Genomic DNA, 15,208 nt, shown 5'->3' with positions numbered 1-15,208 from the left:
GGCGCGATGTGCCGGGAGGGCGCGGAATAGACATAGCCCCCGTCCCGGCGAGCCGGGCGGCCTTCGGGGATACCCCCGCTTTCGCTGGGCGCGCGGCAGCGGCCGCATGCGCGTAGTCAGACTTGGGGAGCCCCGCCGAAGGAATGGAGTGCGGGCCGGCAGAACGGTATCCGCGGATATGAGACTGAGCCGAAGGCGTCGATGACATGCCGGGGGCGGACCGGGACGGGTTAACGGCAGGCCCCGCCGACCGATTGCAAGCGGTCGGCGGGGCCATTGTGGCTCTTGACAGCGGATTGGGTCATATGAGCGAAAGCCCGCCAGAGCGAGCAAGGTGACGTGAAAGAGGAGGGCATAGGCCTTTTGGCCATGCCCGACGATTGAACGTCAGATTGCCGCTCTGGCGGGCTTGCAGCGTCGAGTGGTTCCGGCGTTTGGTAAAACGCCGGAACACAAGAGCGCCCCCTCCCGCGCACGGAACGGAAGGGGGCTAAAGGTAGGAGTCTACCGGTGGGTTTACCCCGCCGGACAGACGATGACCAGGTGATCCTCTACAGGATCGTCAAGGTTTCCGTGGGGTACCCGTTGGGTACTTAGATCAACACGCAGGCGACGGTCAGGATGATGGCGCAGACGACGGAGAGCGCGACGATGAGCTTAAGGGCAAACTTGAGCCAGGTCGTCCACTCGATCTTGGCCAGGGCGAGACCGCCCATGATGGCGCCGGAGGTCGGGGTGAATAGGTTCACGACACCGATGGCGGCGGAGAAGATCATGACCATGACCTCAGGCGAGAAGCCGAGCTTAACAGCCAGCGGTCCCATGATGGGCATGGAGACGGTGGCCATACCGGAGGTCGAGGGGATCAGGAAGGACAGGCCGAAGTAGACCAGGAAGCTCATGGGAGCGAAGATCACGCCGGACAGGCCAGCCAGGGCATTGGCGGCAGCGTCGAGGACGAAGACATCGAGGCCGGTGTTAGCCATGAGGACGGAGATACCACGGGCGAGGGCGATGACGAGAACAACGGACATCATGTCGGCAGCGCCGGTGATGAAGGTGTTAACGATCTGCTTCTCGGACAGGCCACCGATGATACCGATCAGGACGGCCATGAGGAAGAACCAGGTGGAAGCCTCGTCGAAGTACCACTGGCCAATGGGCAGGCCGGTGATCAGGGCAGACCAGCCCTGGACGACGGCGTTACCGTCGGCGTCGTAGACAGCGCCAGCGTCGAAGAAGTTGGCGACGCCCTCGTTGAGGTCGGCCAGCGGAATGAAGCCGACGATCATGACGACGAAGGTGAAGGCGAAGGCGATCAGAACACCCTTCTGACGACCGGTGAGCTTGACCTCCTTGTGGACCTCGGAAGCAGCCTTGCCGTGAGCCTCTTCGGCGTCCTTGAGCTCCTGCATCGACAGGATGGTGGAACCCTTGTCAGCCTTGACCTTCTTGGCATAGTTCATCACGAAGAAGATGGACATAGCGGTAGTGACAATCCACAGGACGGCACCGAGGCCGATGATGATGGACTGGTTGACCTCAATGCCAACGCCGGTCAGAGCGTCGACGGCAGCGCCGACGGCGAACGGGTTAACCGTGGAGCCCAGGCAGCCGCAGCCAGCGCCGAGCAGGACGGTAGCGGCACCGACCATGGGGTCGAAGCCAGCAGCCATCATGGTAGCGGCGAGCAGGGCGTAGAAGGGAACGGTCTCCTCGCACATACCATAGGTGGTACCACCGAGGGAGAAGATGAGCATCAGCACGGGAATGAGCATAATCTCGTTGCCCTTAAGCTTCTGCACCAGAACGGCGATGCCGTTGTCCAGGGCGCCGGTCTCGGTCATCATACCGAGGAAGCCGCCCAGGATCATAACGAAGAGGCAGACGGGCAGAGCGTCAGCGAAGCCCTTAATCGGGGCGGTGCAGAAATCGCTCAGACGGGCGGCAGTAACCGCGCCGCCGGACGTGCCGGAGACGATAACGGTAATCACTGCGACAATTGCCAGCAGAGCAAGAAGAATGGTGAACGATGAAGGCATACCGCGCTTTTTCTTAGCGGTCTCAGTCATAGTTCTCATCCCCCCTTCATAAATCATTTACTGATCTCGCCAGAAGCGGCTCTTCCGTGCCGTGCCTGCCGCTTGATGCGAGATTATTACCAGATAAAACCGCTCGGGGTGTGCAGCAATACACCCCGAGCGAGATGCTAGATGCTCTTACTTGAGCGTGGCGTACATGACAGCCTTGATGGTGTGCATGCGGTTCTCGGCCTCGTCGAAGACCTTGGAAGCGGGGCTCTCGAAGACCTCGTCGGTGACCTCCTGCTCGGTGATGCCGAACTGCTCGCACTTCTCGGCGCCAATGGTGGTGTTGGTGTCGTGGAAGCTGGGCAGGCAGTGCAGGAAGATGGCACCCGGGTTGGCCATAGCCATGACCTCGGAGGTGACACGATACGGGGTGAGCTGAGCGATGCGCTCGGCCCAGACCTCGTCGGGCTCGCCCATGGAGACCCACACGTCGGTGTAGATAACGTCGGCACCGGTGACGCCGTCCTTGACGTCGGTGGTCAGCTTGATGGTGCAACCGTTGGCCTCGGCGATGGGCTTGCAGGCCTCGATGACGTCGTCGGCGGGCATGCACTCCTCGGGGCCGCAGGCCACGAAGTTCATGCCGAGCTTGGAGCAGACGACCATGAGGGAGCGAGCGACGTTGTTCTTGCAGTCGCCCATGAAGACGAGGGTCTTGCCCTTGATGTCGTAGTTGAAGTTCTCCTGGACGGTCAGGATATCGGCGAGCATCTGGGTGGGATGCCACTCAGTGGTCAGGCCGTTCCACACGGGCACGCCGGACTTAGCAGCGAGCTCCTCGACGTCGTCCTGGGCAAAGCCACGGAACTCGATGCCGTCATACATGCGGCCGAGAACGCGGGCGGTGTCCTCGATGGACTCCTTCTTGCCCATCTGCGACGAACCGGGATCGAGATAGGTCACGCCCATGCCCAGGTCCATGCCGCCGACCTCGAAGGCGCAGCGGGTACGAGTGGAGGTCTTCTGGAAGAGCAGAACGATGTTCTTGCCCTCGAGATAGCGATGCGGAACGCCAGCGCGCTTCATATCCTTGAAGTTCTTGGAGAGCTTGAGCAGGTACTCGATCTCCTCGGTGGTGAGGTCGAGAAGCTTGAGGAAGCTACGGCCGGAGAGGTTAACACCCATGGTTCGATTCCTTTCGAAGAAATGAATTACGTAAGTATCAGTGTTGCCCGTTTAACGGGCGAAGCCGGTGCGGTTGTAGGGGGACCGCACCGGAAACGGAAAGACTTAGAGGTCCTCGCGCCAGAAGGGCATGCTCATGCAGCGCGGGCCGCCGCGGCCGCGGGAGAGCTCGGCGGAGGGCACGACGAGAAGGTCCAGGCCCTCCTTGTACAGCACGTCGTTGGTGACGGTGTTGCGGGCGTAGACGCAGATCTTGCCGGGCTCGACGCACAGGGTGTTGGAGCCGTCGTTCCACTGCTCGCGGGAGGCCGCGATCGGGTCGCCGCCGCCGCAGGGGATCAGCTTGACCTGGTCGACGCCGGTGGCGTCCTCCAGGACGTGCTCGAGGGTGTCCTCGATCAGGCGGATGTTCACGTCGCCCGGGTTCTTGCCGGCGGTCAGCTCGTAGACGCGCAGGGTGCCCATGATGGCGGGGTGGATCGTGAACTTATCGACGTCGATCTGGGTGAAGACCGTGTCGAGGTGCATGAAGGCGCGCGAGACCGGGATGTCGAAGGCCAGGATGCGCTCGACCTTGGAGTCGGAGTTCCAGAAGATGTTCTGGGCCATGACGTCGATCGCGGCGGCCTGGGTGCGCTGGGAGATGCCGACGGCGAGGGTCTTCTCGTTGATGTTCAGCACGTCGCCGCCCTCGGTGTGGAACTGGCAGTCGCGGCGGAAGTACAGCGAGACGTCCTTGTAGTCGGGGTGGTACTTGAAGACGTACTTGCCGTACAGGGTCTCGCGGTTGCGGGTGACCGAGTACATGCGGTTGAGGTTGACGCCCTCGCCGACGACCGCGAACGGGTCGCGGGTGAAGTAGAGGTTGGGCATCGGGTCGATGATCAGGTCGGACTCGGACTCGGAGTTGACCAGGGAGTCGAGGGTCGTGGAGGCCGTGAGGGGCATGTCGATCTCGGACTTGGTCATGCCGGCCATGGTCTTCTTGACGAACTCGAGGTTGTCCTCGATGGAGTCCAGCTTCTCGCGGACGATCTGCGGCATGTGCTGGCCGCGGATGCCGGCCTCGGCGATGTACTGGTCGGTGAACTCGGCGCGGGCGCCGGGGACCTGGTCGAACACCTCGGCGACGAGGTTCTCGAGATAGAGGACCTCCACGCCCTGGTCCCTCAGGATCTGGGCGAAGGTGTCGTGCTCCTGCTGCGCGACCTCCAGGAACGGGACGTCGTCGAACAGGAGTCGCTCGAGCTCGTCGGGCGGCAGGTTGAGGAGCTCGTCGCCGGGACGGTGCAGGCAGACCTTCCTGAGCTTGCCGATCTCGGAAGGCACGTGCAGACCTTTCGTCATGGCCTCCTACCTTTCTTTCGGGCCTTTCGGCCGAATCTCTCAGCGCCCTTCCATAGCGGACGCTGCTTGCTGACAGCTCTAGTTATATCCAAATTCCACCCGCAATTCCACCTCGCCCCCGAACGGTCAACAAAGTGCGATGAACGGTATATCGCACGAGATTCCCCCATAATGTACTTCGGCGTTCTAAAGTAACTTTTCTAAGGTAAACGCTCTTTTTTCCTAAAAACTATTTGCAATTGCATCTCTAAACTTTTGATTCAGAATTGCATAGCTAAATCGGTTTTATGTATATAAATGATGTTTGTTTACGTTTCCGCCTGCATTCAATGATATTCAGCTATCCATCATTCTTATTCACACTTACGTACCAGTTGAGTGAGGATATAGACCGCTTGCAGACGAGCAGGACGTCAGTCCTATGACTTGTCAGCGTAAGAAGTAGGTAAAGATACCGTTCACGCGATACGTCCGTGCCAGCGGTCGACTAAATTGAGACAATAGTGATTAGTGTTAGGCTACCGTCCCTTGTGGGGACTGAACGGACAGATGCATATGCCGAGCAAAATCGAAAAGAAGCAAGCCGCCGCAAAGCTGCGCAAACCGCCGCGCGACTTCTCGTACACGCAAAACCGAGAGCTCAGCTGGCTACGCTTTGACAACCGCGTGCTCGACGAAGCCTTCGATGAGACCGTTCCGTTATTCGAGCGACTAAAGTTCGTCTCGATCTTCGAGTCCAACCTCGACGAGTTCCTTATGGTGCGCGTGGGCGGCCTGTCCGATCTGGCGGAGCTCAAAAAACAACCTGTCGACAACAAGAGCAATATGACCGCCTCCGAACAGGTCGATGCTGTCATGGCCGAAATGCCCGGGCTCCTTACCCGTTGGGAGTCCATCTTTAAGAGCATCGAGGGCAAGCTCGACACCTTGGGCGTTCACCGCGCCCGCATCGATTCGCTTACGCCCGAGGAGCGCACCTTTGTAACCCGCTACTTCCAGGCCTACGTGTCACCGGTCATCTCGCCGCTGGTCATCGATCCTCGCCACCCCTTCCCCAACCTGCGCAATGGCGCGCTCTATCTGGCCTGTGGTCTGGACGGTGCCACCGACGAGGAGAGCCTGCTGGGCCTTATCGAGATTCCCGCCTCGATGAACCGCGTGGTCGAGATCCCCTCGCCCACCGGCACCTACTCCTACATCTTGCTCGAGGACGTCATCCTCGCCTGCCTGGACAGCTGCTTTGGCTCCTATAAGCCGCTGGATCGTGCGCTGATCCGCGTCACCCGCAACGCTGACATCGATCCGGACGGCGAGGGCGTCGAGGAGGAAGAGGACTACCGCCAGCACATGAAGCGCATTCTCAAGAAGCGCCTGCGCCTGCAGCCGGTAGTGCTCGCGGTCTCGGGATCGCTCGAGAAGGCGACGCTCAAGACTATCCGCAAGGCGCTCGAGCTTTCGCGTCGCTCGGTCTTTACCTGCGATATCCCGCTCAACCTGGGCTACGTCTTTGGCATTGAGGGCAAGATTCCCGAGCACCTGCGCAACGAGCTGCTCTTTACGCCGTTTAAGCCGCAGCCCAATCCCACCATCGACATGACCCGCTCCATCCGCGAGCAGGTGCTGCAGCACGACAAGCTGCTCTTCTACCCTTACGAGGCCATGAACCCGTTCTTGGACCTGGTGCACGAAGCAGCCTACGACCCCGAGTGCATCTCGTTGCGCATCACGCTCTACCGCGTGGCCAAGCAGAGCCGCCTATGCGAGTCGCTGATCGATGCTGCCGAGAACGGCAAAGAGGTCACGGTGCTCATGGAGCTCCGCGCACGCTTTGACGAGCAGAACAACATCGAGTGGGCCGAGCGCCTGGAAGAGGCCGGCTGCACCGTCATCTATGGTTCCGAGGGCTTTAAATGCCACTCAAAGATCTGCCAGCTCACCTATCGCGAGGGCATGGCGCTAACGCGCCTCACACTTTTGGGCACCGGCAACTTTAACGAGAAGACGGCCAAACTCTACAGCGACTTTATGCTCATGACAGCCCATCCCGGCATCGGCGAGGACGCCAACCTGTTCTTCCGCAACCTGTCGCTGGGCAACCTGCGCGGCGACTACCGCTTCCTGGGTGTGGCGCCCGTCGGACTGAAACCGCTCATCATGCGCGGGCTTGACCGCGAGATCCAGCGCGCCCTTGCCGGCGAGCCCGCCCGCGTGTTCTTTAAGCTCAACTCGCTGACCGACCGCGAGGTTATCGACAAGATCGCCGAGGCATCGTGTGCCGGCGTGCGCGTAGACATGATCATCCGAGGCATCTCGTGCCTCAAGCCCGGTGTTCCGGGCAAGACCGAGAACGTGCATGTCCGCTCCATCGTCGGACGCTTTTTGGAGCACGCGCGCGTCTATGCTTTCGGCGTGGACTCGGACATGATTTACCTGAGCTCGGCAGACATGATGACGCGCAACACCGAGCACCGCGTGGAGATTGCCTTCCCCGTGCTCGACCCCACCTGCCGCGCCCTGGTGCACGAGTACATGGGCATGCAGCTGCGCGACAACGTGAAGGCCCGCAGCCTCACGAGCGACGGCACCTGGGTCCCCGTGGAGCGTGCAGAGGGTGAGAAACCCTTCAACTCACAGGAAGCCCTGCTGGAGCGCGCCTATCGCAACGCCGAGGCCGCGCCCGAGCCCGTCATTGAGACGGAACCTGCCTCCGAGGCCGAGCCGCAGCCAGTAGCACCCAAGGTCCAAGAGGTCCAGGCGACCGTCATTGAGCCCGAGCCTGCACCTGCACCTCAGCCCGATCCGCAGGTCACCAAGCCCGCACCCGAGACGAGCGCCCGTCGCGATAAGCCCGCTGGCAAGACCAAGGCCATCGAGCGCCATCGCCCCGGCCGCGTGCGCATGGGCCTGGGTCTGATCGGCCTGGGTCTTAAGACGCTCATTACCGGCAAGACGAAATAGTCGTTTGTAGAAGCGCCCCGCATTTGAGGAAAGCCTCGGATGCGGGGCGCTTTTCCCTGCTACCATGGTGCGAACAACAACGCGAATGACAGGCAGGAATATGAAGCTCACTATAGAATCGATGACCTACGGCGCCGACGGGCTGGCGCACGCCGACAACGGCAAGGCCGTCTTTGTGCAGGGTGCCGTGGCAGGCGACACCGTCGAGGCCGAGGTCGTACAGGACGGCAAGTCATTCATGCGCGCCCGCACCACCGAGATTCTGGAGCCAAGCCCCAATCGCATTCAGCCTCCCTGCCCCTTCGTGGGCATCTGCGGCGGCTGCTCGTGGGGCAATCTCTCACGCACGGCACAGCTCGCCGCCAAGGAGCAAAACCTGCGCTCCACGCTCGAGCGCATCGGCAAGTTCGCTCCTGAGCTGGCAGATGAGTTGGTACAGCCCATCTGCCACACCAAGGACGACTGGGGCTACCGCAATAAAATCGAGCTCGAACCGACCGTCGTCAACGGTCGCGTGCGCCTTGGCATGCACGGTGTCGACCCCAGCAAAATCGTGACCGTCGATATGTGTCCGCTGTTCGATAAGCGCTTCCCGAAGGCACTCAAATCGGTCGTCGGCGCACTCAACTATCTAAGCGGCAGCCATGACTTGGGGCTCGAACGCGTGGGCATTCGCGCATCGCGCCGCACCAAGGCACTCGAGGTCGCACTCTGGACGCCCACAGGCTCTTTTCCGCGCTCGCAGGTCTCCCGCGTGCTGGCGGACGCCGCTCATCCTACGAGCATCGTACGCGTGATGAGCAAGGGCGAAAAGAAGGCCCGCCGTGTCTCCAAGGTCGAAATGCTCGCCGGAGAGGGCTCATGGACCGAGAATATCGCCGAGGATCAGATGCGCTTGTCTGCCCCGTCTTTTTTCCAGGTCAACACCAAGGGTGCCGAGATTTTGATCGATCTTGTCATGGAAGCGCTCGACCCGCAGGAAGACGAGCTTGCCGTGGACCTGTACTGCGGTGCCGGCACCTTTACCCTGCCGCTCGCCCGCCGCTGCGACTTTGTCGCTGCCGTCGAGGCCTACGGCCCCGCCGTGCGCGATCTACGCCGTAACCTGGAAATCAACAAGCTTGATAACGTCGACGTCATTGGCGGAGACGCGGTGCGCGAGTTCCCCGACCAGGATGCCGACATCTTGGTGGTCGACCCGCCGCGCGCAGGCCTCGCCCCCGAGGCGATCGGCCTTATCGCCAGCACGAGTGCCCGCGATGTCGCCTACGTGAGCTGCGACCCGGCCACCCTGGCGCGCGATCTCAAACGCTTTGTCGAAGAAGGCACCTTCTCCCCCGTAAAGATCACGCCAGTCGACCTGTTCCCACAAACCTTCCACTGCGAGACCGTCGTCCACCTTAGGCGCAACTAGCCGCTTAATCATTGCTCAGAAAATCATTGGGAAATCGAGCGTGGCAAGCGGAGGTCTTCGGGGTATAAGACGGCTAATTGTATGCCGCCTATGAAAGGAACCCTCATGCCCAGCGTTGCCGTTCTCGCCGCCGATGGCTTTGAAACTATTGAATGCTTGACCATGGTCGATGTCATGCGTCGCGGCGGCGTGCGTGCCACGCTCGTCTCGATCATGCCCACGCGCGAGGTCGTAAGCTCGCTGCAGATCCCCGTGACCTGCGATGCGCTCTTTGATGAGATCAACTTTGACGAGTACGACTGCGTCGTGCTGCCCGGCGGCCTGCCCGGTGCCACCAACCTGCGCGCAGATCAGCGCGTCTGCGACGTGGTCTGCGAGTTCGCCGCAACCAAGCACGTCGCCGCCATCTGCGCCGCCCCGTTTATCCTGGGCGAGCTCGACCTGCTCGAGGGGCGCCATGCCACGTGCTTCCCTGGCTTTGAGAAAAGCTTCCCCGAAGGCGCCTATACCGGCGAGAAGGTCACGCAAGACGGCAACATCATCACTGCCAGCGGCATGGCACAGTCCCTCCCCTTTGCATTGGAGCTGCTGCGCACGCTCGCCGGCGACAAGGCCGTCGAGAAGGTCGCCGAGGGCATCCAACTATGATTTTGGCTTCGCAATCGCCGCGCCGCATAGAGCTGATGCGCGAGGCAGGCTACAACATTCGCGTGATTCCCGCGGATATCGACGAAACGCCCTTTGATGGCGAGGCCCCGCTCACGCTTGTCGAGCGCTTGGCACGCGCCAAGGCGGCTGCCGTTGCTGCCGAGTATGCCGAGCCCAATGAGCTGACGGTCGCGGCCGACACCATCGTCACCTTTGACGGCAAGATTCTGGGCAAGCCGGCAACCGAGAACGAGGCGCGCACTATGCTCCGTGAGCTTTCGGGCCGCACGCACCAGGTCGCAACCGGCGTCTGCATCGTTAAGGCAGGCGATACGGCCGCCCCGCATGCCGCCGAAAGCCTGTCCTTTGTCGATGTGACCGACGTGACGTTCTACGAGCTCACCGACGAGCAGATCGAGCACTACGTCGCCTCGGGTGAGCCCATGGACAAGGCCGGCGCCTACGGCATTCAGGGCACAGGAGGACGCATGCTCGTGCACGATATTTCGGGCGACTTCTATAACGTGGTGGGCCTACCCATCGCCCGCGTCGCGCGCGCGATTCAAAAACTCTCGTAATTGCATCTGGCGCTGGGTATCCCCCGGCGCCTACAATTTTGGCGTACCGTACGGATCCCGACCGGGCACAAGGCGCGGCGGAAAACCGATAGGAGTTAAACATGGATACACTGCTCGAGGCCATTGACGTCTGCGATGTCGATGGCTTTTGCTATGGCAACTATACGGACGAGGAGGCCGGCACCGGTTGCACCGTAATCGTGGCACCCGAGGGCGCCACCGGCGGCGTTGACGTTCGCGGCGGTGCTCCAGCATCGCGCGAAACCGACCTGCTGCGACCCGAGAACACCGTCGACAAGGTCCACGCCGTCTGCCTTTCGGGTGGATCGGCCTTTGGCCTCGAGGCTGCAAGCGGCGTCGCTCGCGAGCTTGAGAGCCGCGGCATCGGCCTTCCCGTCGGCCCCACGCAGGTGCCTATCGTGTGCTCCAGCTGTATCTTCGACCTCGCCTTTGGTAACCCCACCGTGCGCCCCGACATTGAGGCCGGCATCGCCGCCGTGCGCGAAGCACTCGACCACACCCCCACCAAGCTCGAACAGGGCAACGTAGGCGCCGGCACGGGCGCTACCGTGGGTAAGCTCATGGGGCCTGCCACCTGCATGAAGGCCGGCCTTGGAGCTGCCGCCGTGGCACTCGGCCCCATCAAGGTGGGCGCCGTGGTCTCGGTCAACGCCTGCGGCAACGTTGTCGACCCCTTCACCGGCGAGTGGGTCGCCGGCATGCGCGCCGCAGCCGATAGCGACCAGATCGTCGACATGGAACTCGCAGCCTTTGCCGCCGCCGGATCCATGCAGATGCCGCTCGACCGCACCAACACCACCATCAGCTGCATCGTCACCAACGTGGAACTCACTAAGGCACAAGCCACCAAGGTCTCCCAGATGGCCGCAGACGCCTACGCACACGCCATCCGCCCCACACACACCACCAACGACGGCGACACCATCTACACCCTCGCCAGCGGCAAACCGGGCGCCCAGGCAAGCGCCGCCGTTCCCCTAGACCTGCTGGGCATGCTCGCCGTAAGGGCCCTGGAAACCGCCATCGTAAACGGAGCCAAAACCGCCAAAACCTCCCACGGAATCCCAGGTGCTGCGAAGTAATCTCACTCGACCGCCCGCCTCCGACCGACTACCAACTAATATTTTTTCAGCCCAGGCCCCTGTGTACCGCGCGTCGAAGATCTTCAAATTCAAATAACCTGACAATCGATTCTTATAGCAGAGGCCCCTTGGCCTTTAGTTTGATACAAGTTCCGCACGAGCCGGAAAGCACTTAATGTGCTTTCCGTGCGAGCAGGACTGTTCGCAGTAGCAAACTAAAGGCCAAGGGGCCCAGTCAACCTATCAGCAGCGATTACTCGGCAGCTAGTTGAATTTGAAGATCTTTGAGGCAAGACGGTATAGGCCGAGTGTGGTTTTGTCTCCGGCCCGTCCGCGCAGATTGGTGAAGAACCCGACCACGCCGTAGCGGGCACGACGATACATGCGCTCGTCGTAGGCCTTCAAATCATTCCACAGCGTCTTTAGGCGCTCGTCGGCGCAATCTTCCTCGGAAAGCTTGGTGAGCACCGAGCAGATCGCCATCATCATGGTGAAATAGCCCATCATGTACGAGCGCAGACGCGACGACTCAACATCGCTGTACAGGTGGTACGACTCCATCATGATGCGCGTCACACGGAACTGCTGGTCCAGACGCTTGACCATCGTGGCCTCGTTGACACTCTGGCCCTCGCGACCGATAAAGTAGCGATAGAGGTCGATGTCGGCGTAGTACATGGTCTTGCAACGCGGCAGCGGCACGTAGGCGTAGATGTTGTCCACATAGAACGTGTGCGGCGGCATGGGAAGGTTGGACTCGCGCAGCACATCCGTGCGATAGCACAGGCTGTGCATGAGTAGGTTCTGGTCCAGGCGGAAATGACCGATCTGATCCCAGGAAAAGATCTTTTTGCGCGGCAGGGCAAATTTGTAGCCAATAGCGGTATGCGTGCCCTCGTAAACCTTCTCGTACACGTAGTTCGAGATAAACAGGTCAACGCGCTGGTCACGCTCTTCAAAGCCACGCAGAATCGACAGCATAGTCGAAAGAGCCGCAGCATCGAGCCAGTCATCCGAGTCGACGACCTTGTAGTAGGTGCCCTGTGCCTCGCGCAGACCCGAAAGGACGGCAATACCGTGGCCGCCGTTCTCCTGGTGCACCGCGCGAATGATACCGGGATAACGTGCCTCCCACTCGTCGGCCTTATCGGCCGTCTCGTCCTTGGAGCCGTCGTCCACTACGATAATCTCGATATCGGTGGCGTAATTGCTCCCCTCCAAGATGGAGGTGATGCAATGGTCCATGTCCTTGGCGGCGTTATACGAGGGAATACCGAATGTTATGACTTTATGCATGGCAGGCGATAATCTCATCCGAAAGATCGAGGGCGGAATTGGTCACAGCGTCCATATCGTAGTAACGATACTCGGCCAGACGACCCACCGGGTGGAAGTTCGTCAGGTTCTGGACGCGCTCAAGATAGCGCTCATAGAGCTCACGGTTCTCGGGCTCAAGAATGGCGTAGTACGGCGTCTCGCCCGAGCCGGGCGTATAGGCCTTGGAATACTCCTTCATGATGGTGGTCTTGCCGGGCAGGATCTGACCGGTCATGTTCTTGAACTCGGTAATGCGCGTGTAGTCCTCGCTCGTGGTGTAGTTGACGGTGCCCACGGGCTGGAACTGGTCCATATCGAGCGTCTCGAACTTCATGTCGAGCGTGCGGTACGGTAGCGCGCCCAGATCGAGATTGAACAGCTCATCGAGCGGACCGGTGTAGACGATCTCGCCACCATAGACCTTGCCGTCGATCTTGACGGTAGTCTCGTCGATTTCAAAGAGATCACGGGCGTCCACGTCGCAGAACACGTCGATCAGGTCGTGGTCGAGCATGTGCTCAAAGAGCGCCGTGTAGCCCTCCTGCGGCATGCCCTGGAAGGGAGCTTGCGGGAAGTAGCGGTCATCATCGCCCACAAAGACGGGAACGCGGCCGGTGATCGAGGGATCGATCTGATCGGGCGTCTGGCCCCACTGCTTCATGGTGTAATGCAAAAAGACGTTCTCGTAGACGTAATCGGCGACCTCGGCAAGATCCGGGTCGTTCTTCTTACGCAGCTCCATAATGGGCACCTTGACATCCTTGCCAAAGGTCTCCACGAGCTTCTGATACAGCTCCTCGCCGCGCTCGTCACCAAAGGCGAGCTTGAGACTCGCATGGTTGAAGGGCACGGGCATAAGGGTACCGTTGATGTTGGCGAGCACCTTGTGCTGATAATCCGTCCACTTGGTAAAGCGCGACAGGAAATTGTGCACGCGCTCGTTAAAAGTGTGATAGATATGCGGACCGTACTCGTGGATCAGGATTCCGGCCTCGTCAGTGCAGTCATAGGCATTGCCCGCAATGTGGCTACGGCGCTCCAAAACGGCAACACGATAGCCGATGGTCTCGGCAAGACGGCGGGCGCAAACGGCACCGGCATATCCAGCACCGACGACAATCATGTCGTACGCGCCGGCGTTAAAGCCTTCAGGCAGGCCTGAGGTAATCTGCATCGATACTCCTTGTCAAAAGCCACGGGCTCGTTAGCTGGGCTTTTCTCGAACATTCTTCGAGACATATTTATCAGAGCGATTATAGCGCTAATGCGTCCTATAATGAGCTTGCCACACAAGGAAAGCTCAAGCACCGCGGCGTACATAATTGAAAGGTAAACCCGCTAGCAGCGGGTTTATTCGTGAACAGCCGGGTGCCTGGAGCTTAGCGAAACGCTTGTAAGGAGTAACATGAGCGATTTCCTAAACCGTATGAAGTCTGCCGCCAAGGCCGACCTTAAGACGATCGTCCTGCCCGAGGGCGAGGATCCGCGCACTATCGTCGCGGCCACCAAAATCATCGAGGAGGGCCTGGCAAAGATCGTCATCCTGGGCAACCCCGACGAGATCAACGTTCCCGGCGCTACCGTCATCGACCCGCGCAATGCCGAGAAGCACGAGGAGTACGCGCAGAAGTTTGCCGAGCTCCGCGCCAAGAAGGGCGTTACCATCGAGCAGGCTCGCGCCCAGGTGATGGACGCCACCTACTTTGGCACCATGATGGTCAAGATGGGCGATGCCGACGGCCTGGTCTCCGGCGCCTGCCACTCCACCGCCGACACCCTGCGCCCCGCGCTTCAGATCCTCAAGACCGCCCCGGGCACCAAGCTGGTCTCGGCCTTCTTCGTGATGTGCACCGACACCCCGCAGTTCGGCACTGACGGCACGCTGATCTTCGCCGACTGCGGCCTCAACATCAACCCGTCCTCCGACGAGCTCTCCGAGATCGCCATCGCCTCCGCTCACTCCTGGTCCACCTTCATGGGCAACGTTGAGCCGCACGTGGCCATGCTCTCCTACTCCACCATGGGCTCCGCTGGCGGCGAGGTCGCCAAGAAGGTCCAGGAGGCTGTGAAGTTCTGCAAGGAGAAGGCTCCCGAGCTCGCCATCGACGGCGACCTGCAGCTCGATGCCGCTATTGTCCCCACCGTCGCCCAGCTCAAGGCTCCCGGCTCCTCCGTTGCCGGCAAGGCCAACGTGCTCGTGTTCCCCGACCTCGAGGCCGGCAACATCGGCTACAAGCTGGTCCAGCGCTTCGCCGGCGCCGACGCCTACGGCCCCATCCTGCAGGGCATCGCCAAGCCGGTCAACGATCTGTCGCGCGGCTGCTCTGCCGACGACATCGTGGGTGTCGTGGCCATCACCGCCGTCCAGGCTCAGATGGCTGAGTAGCGGACATATCCCCTCGGGACCCTACAGGGTAAAGCTCTGAAAACGTCCTCAGACATGCAAGAAACCCCCGCTGCGCACTTCGTGCGGCGGGGGTTTCATGCGTCCTGACGCTCCTATTTGGCAAGGTGTTTTTTAGAATCCATTTTGCGCTCGGCCTCGAAGGCCTGCCTGTCCCAATCGAGCGGAAGTCCGGCCTCGACCCATGCCTCGTAGGCCCTCCTTATGGGCTTGAGCTCCCTTTG

Annotated in this window: 11 protein-coding genes; 6 read left to right on the top strand and 5 right to left on the bottom strand. The window is 60.8% G+C overall.

Features of this window, described 5'->3' with window-relative positions:
• Positions 1–593 precede the first annotated feature (593 nt).
• The 3 genes from I4W09_RS09605 to arcA form a co-directional block, all read right to left on the bottom strand.
• A complete protein-coding gene (locus I4W09_RS09605) occupies positions 594–2,081 on the bottom strand; it encodes a YfcC family protein (protein WP_333494017.1) in 1,488 nt (495 codons plus the stop codon).
• A 138-nt stretch (positions 2,082–2,219) separates the two neighbouring features.
• Positions 2,220–3,215 carry an ornithine carbamoyltransferase gene (gene argF, locus I4W09_RS09600; protein WP_006234279.1) on the bottom strand — a complete coding sequence of 332 codons (996 nt, stop codon included), beginning with the start codon at positions 3,213–3,215 and terminating at the stop codon, positions 2,220–2,222.
• Between the two features lie 105 nt (positions 3,216–3,320).
• Positions 3,321–4,562 (bottom strand): arginine deiminase, encoded by a 1,242-nt coding sequence (gene arcA / locus I4W09_RS09595; protein WP_006234281.1) that lies wholly within the window; start codon positions 4,560–4,562, stop codon positions 3,321–3,323.
• 555 nt (positions 4,563–5,117) lie between these two features.
• Here arcA and ppk1 point away from each other — a divergent pair.
• The 5 genes from ppk1 (at position 5,118) to I4W09_RS09570 (ending at position 11,263) form a co-directional block, all read left to right on the top strand.
• Positions 5,118–7,520 carry a polyphosphate kinase 1 gene (ppk1, locus tag I4W09_RS09590; RefSeq protein WP_230318764.1) on the top strand — a complete coding sequence of 801 codons (2,403 nt, stop codon included), beginning with the start codon at positions 5,118–5,120 and terminating at the stop codon, positions 7,518–7,520.
• An 85-nt stretch (positions 7,521–7,605) separates the two neighbouring features.
• Positions 7,606–8,934 (top strand): 23S rRNA (uracil(1939)-C(5))-methyltransferase RlmD, encoded by a 1,329-nt coding sequence (gene rlmD / locus I4W09_RS09585; RefSeq protein WP_117745918.1) that lies wholly within the window; start codon positions 7,606–7,608, stop codon positions 8,932–8,934.
• 105 nt (positions 8,935–9,039) lie between these two features.
• Positions 9,040–9,582, top strand: coding sequence for a DJ-1 family glyoxalase III (locus I4W09_RS09580; RefSeq protein ID WP_055287259.1), 543 nt, complete (start codon positions 9,040–9,042; stop codon positions 9,580–9,582).
• The gene (locus I4W09_RS09575) at positions 9,579–10,160 is read left to right on the top strand and encodes a Maf family protein (protein WP_196033928.1); all 582 of its coding nucleotides are present in this window, start codon (positions 9,579–9,581) and stop codon (positions 10,158–10,160) included. The genes I4W09_RS09580 and I4W09_RS09575 overlap by 4 nt, the downstream gene beginning before the upstream one ends.
• A 101-nt stretch (positions 10,161–10,261) precedes the next feature.
• On the top strand, positions 10,262–11,263 hold the full coding sequence (locus I4W09_RS09570; RefSeq protein WP_196033925.1) for a P1 family peptidase: 1,002 nt from the start codon (positions 10,262–10,264) through the stop codon (positions 11,261–11,263).
• A gap of 264 nt (positions 11,264–11,527) precedes the next feature.
• On the opposite strand, the gene I4W09_RS09565 is transcribed toward I4W09_RS09570, so the two are convergent.
• On the bottom strand, positions 11,528–12,559 hold the full coding sequence (locus tag I4W09_RS09565; RefSeq protein ID WP_006234294.1) for a glycosyltransferase family 2 protein: 1,032 nt from the start codon (positions 12,557–12,559) through the stop codon (positions 11,528–11,530).
• Positions 12,552–13,754: a UDP-galactopyranose mutase gene (gene glf / locus I4W09_RS09560; protein WP_006234295.1), complete on the bottom strand. Its 1,203-nt coding sequence runs from the start codon at positions 13,752–13,754 to the stop codon at positions 12,552–12,554. Before glf ends, I4W09_RS09565 begins: the two co-directional genes overlap by 8 nt.
• Positions 13,755–13,985: 231 nt before the next feature.
• Here glf and pta point away from each other — a divergent pair, with 231 nt between their 5' ends.
• The gene (gene pta / locus I4W09_RS09555) at positions 13,986–14,966 is read left to right on the top strand and encodes a phosphate acetyltransferase (RefSeq protein WP_006234296.1); all 981 of its coding nucleotides are present in this window, start codon (positions 13,986–13,988) and stop codon (positions 14,964–14,966) included.
• The last annotated feature ends 242 nt before the right edge of the window (positions 14,967–15,208 follow it).

The organism is Collinsella aerofaciens (genome assembly GCF_015670795.1).
GTDB classification, from domain to species: Bacteria; Actinomycetota; Coriobacteriia; order Coriobacteriales; family Coriobacteriaceae; genus Collinsella; species Collinsella aerofaciens_Q.
Note: the sequence above shows the minus strand (reverse complement) of the source record. Positions and strands in the feature narration are given on the sequence as shown.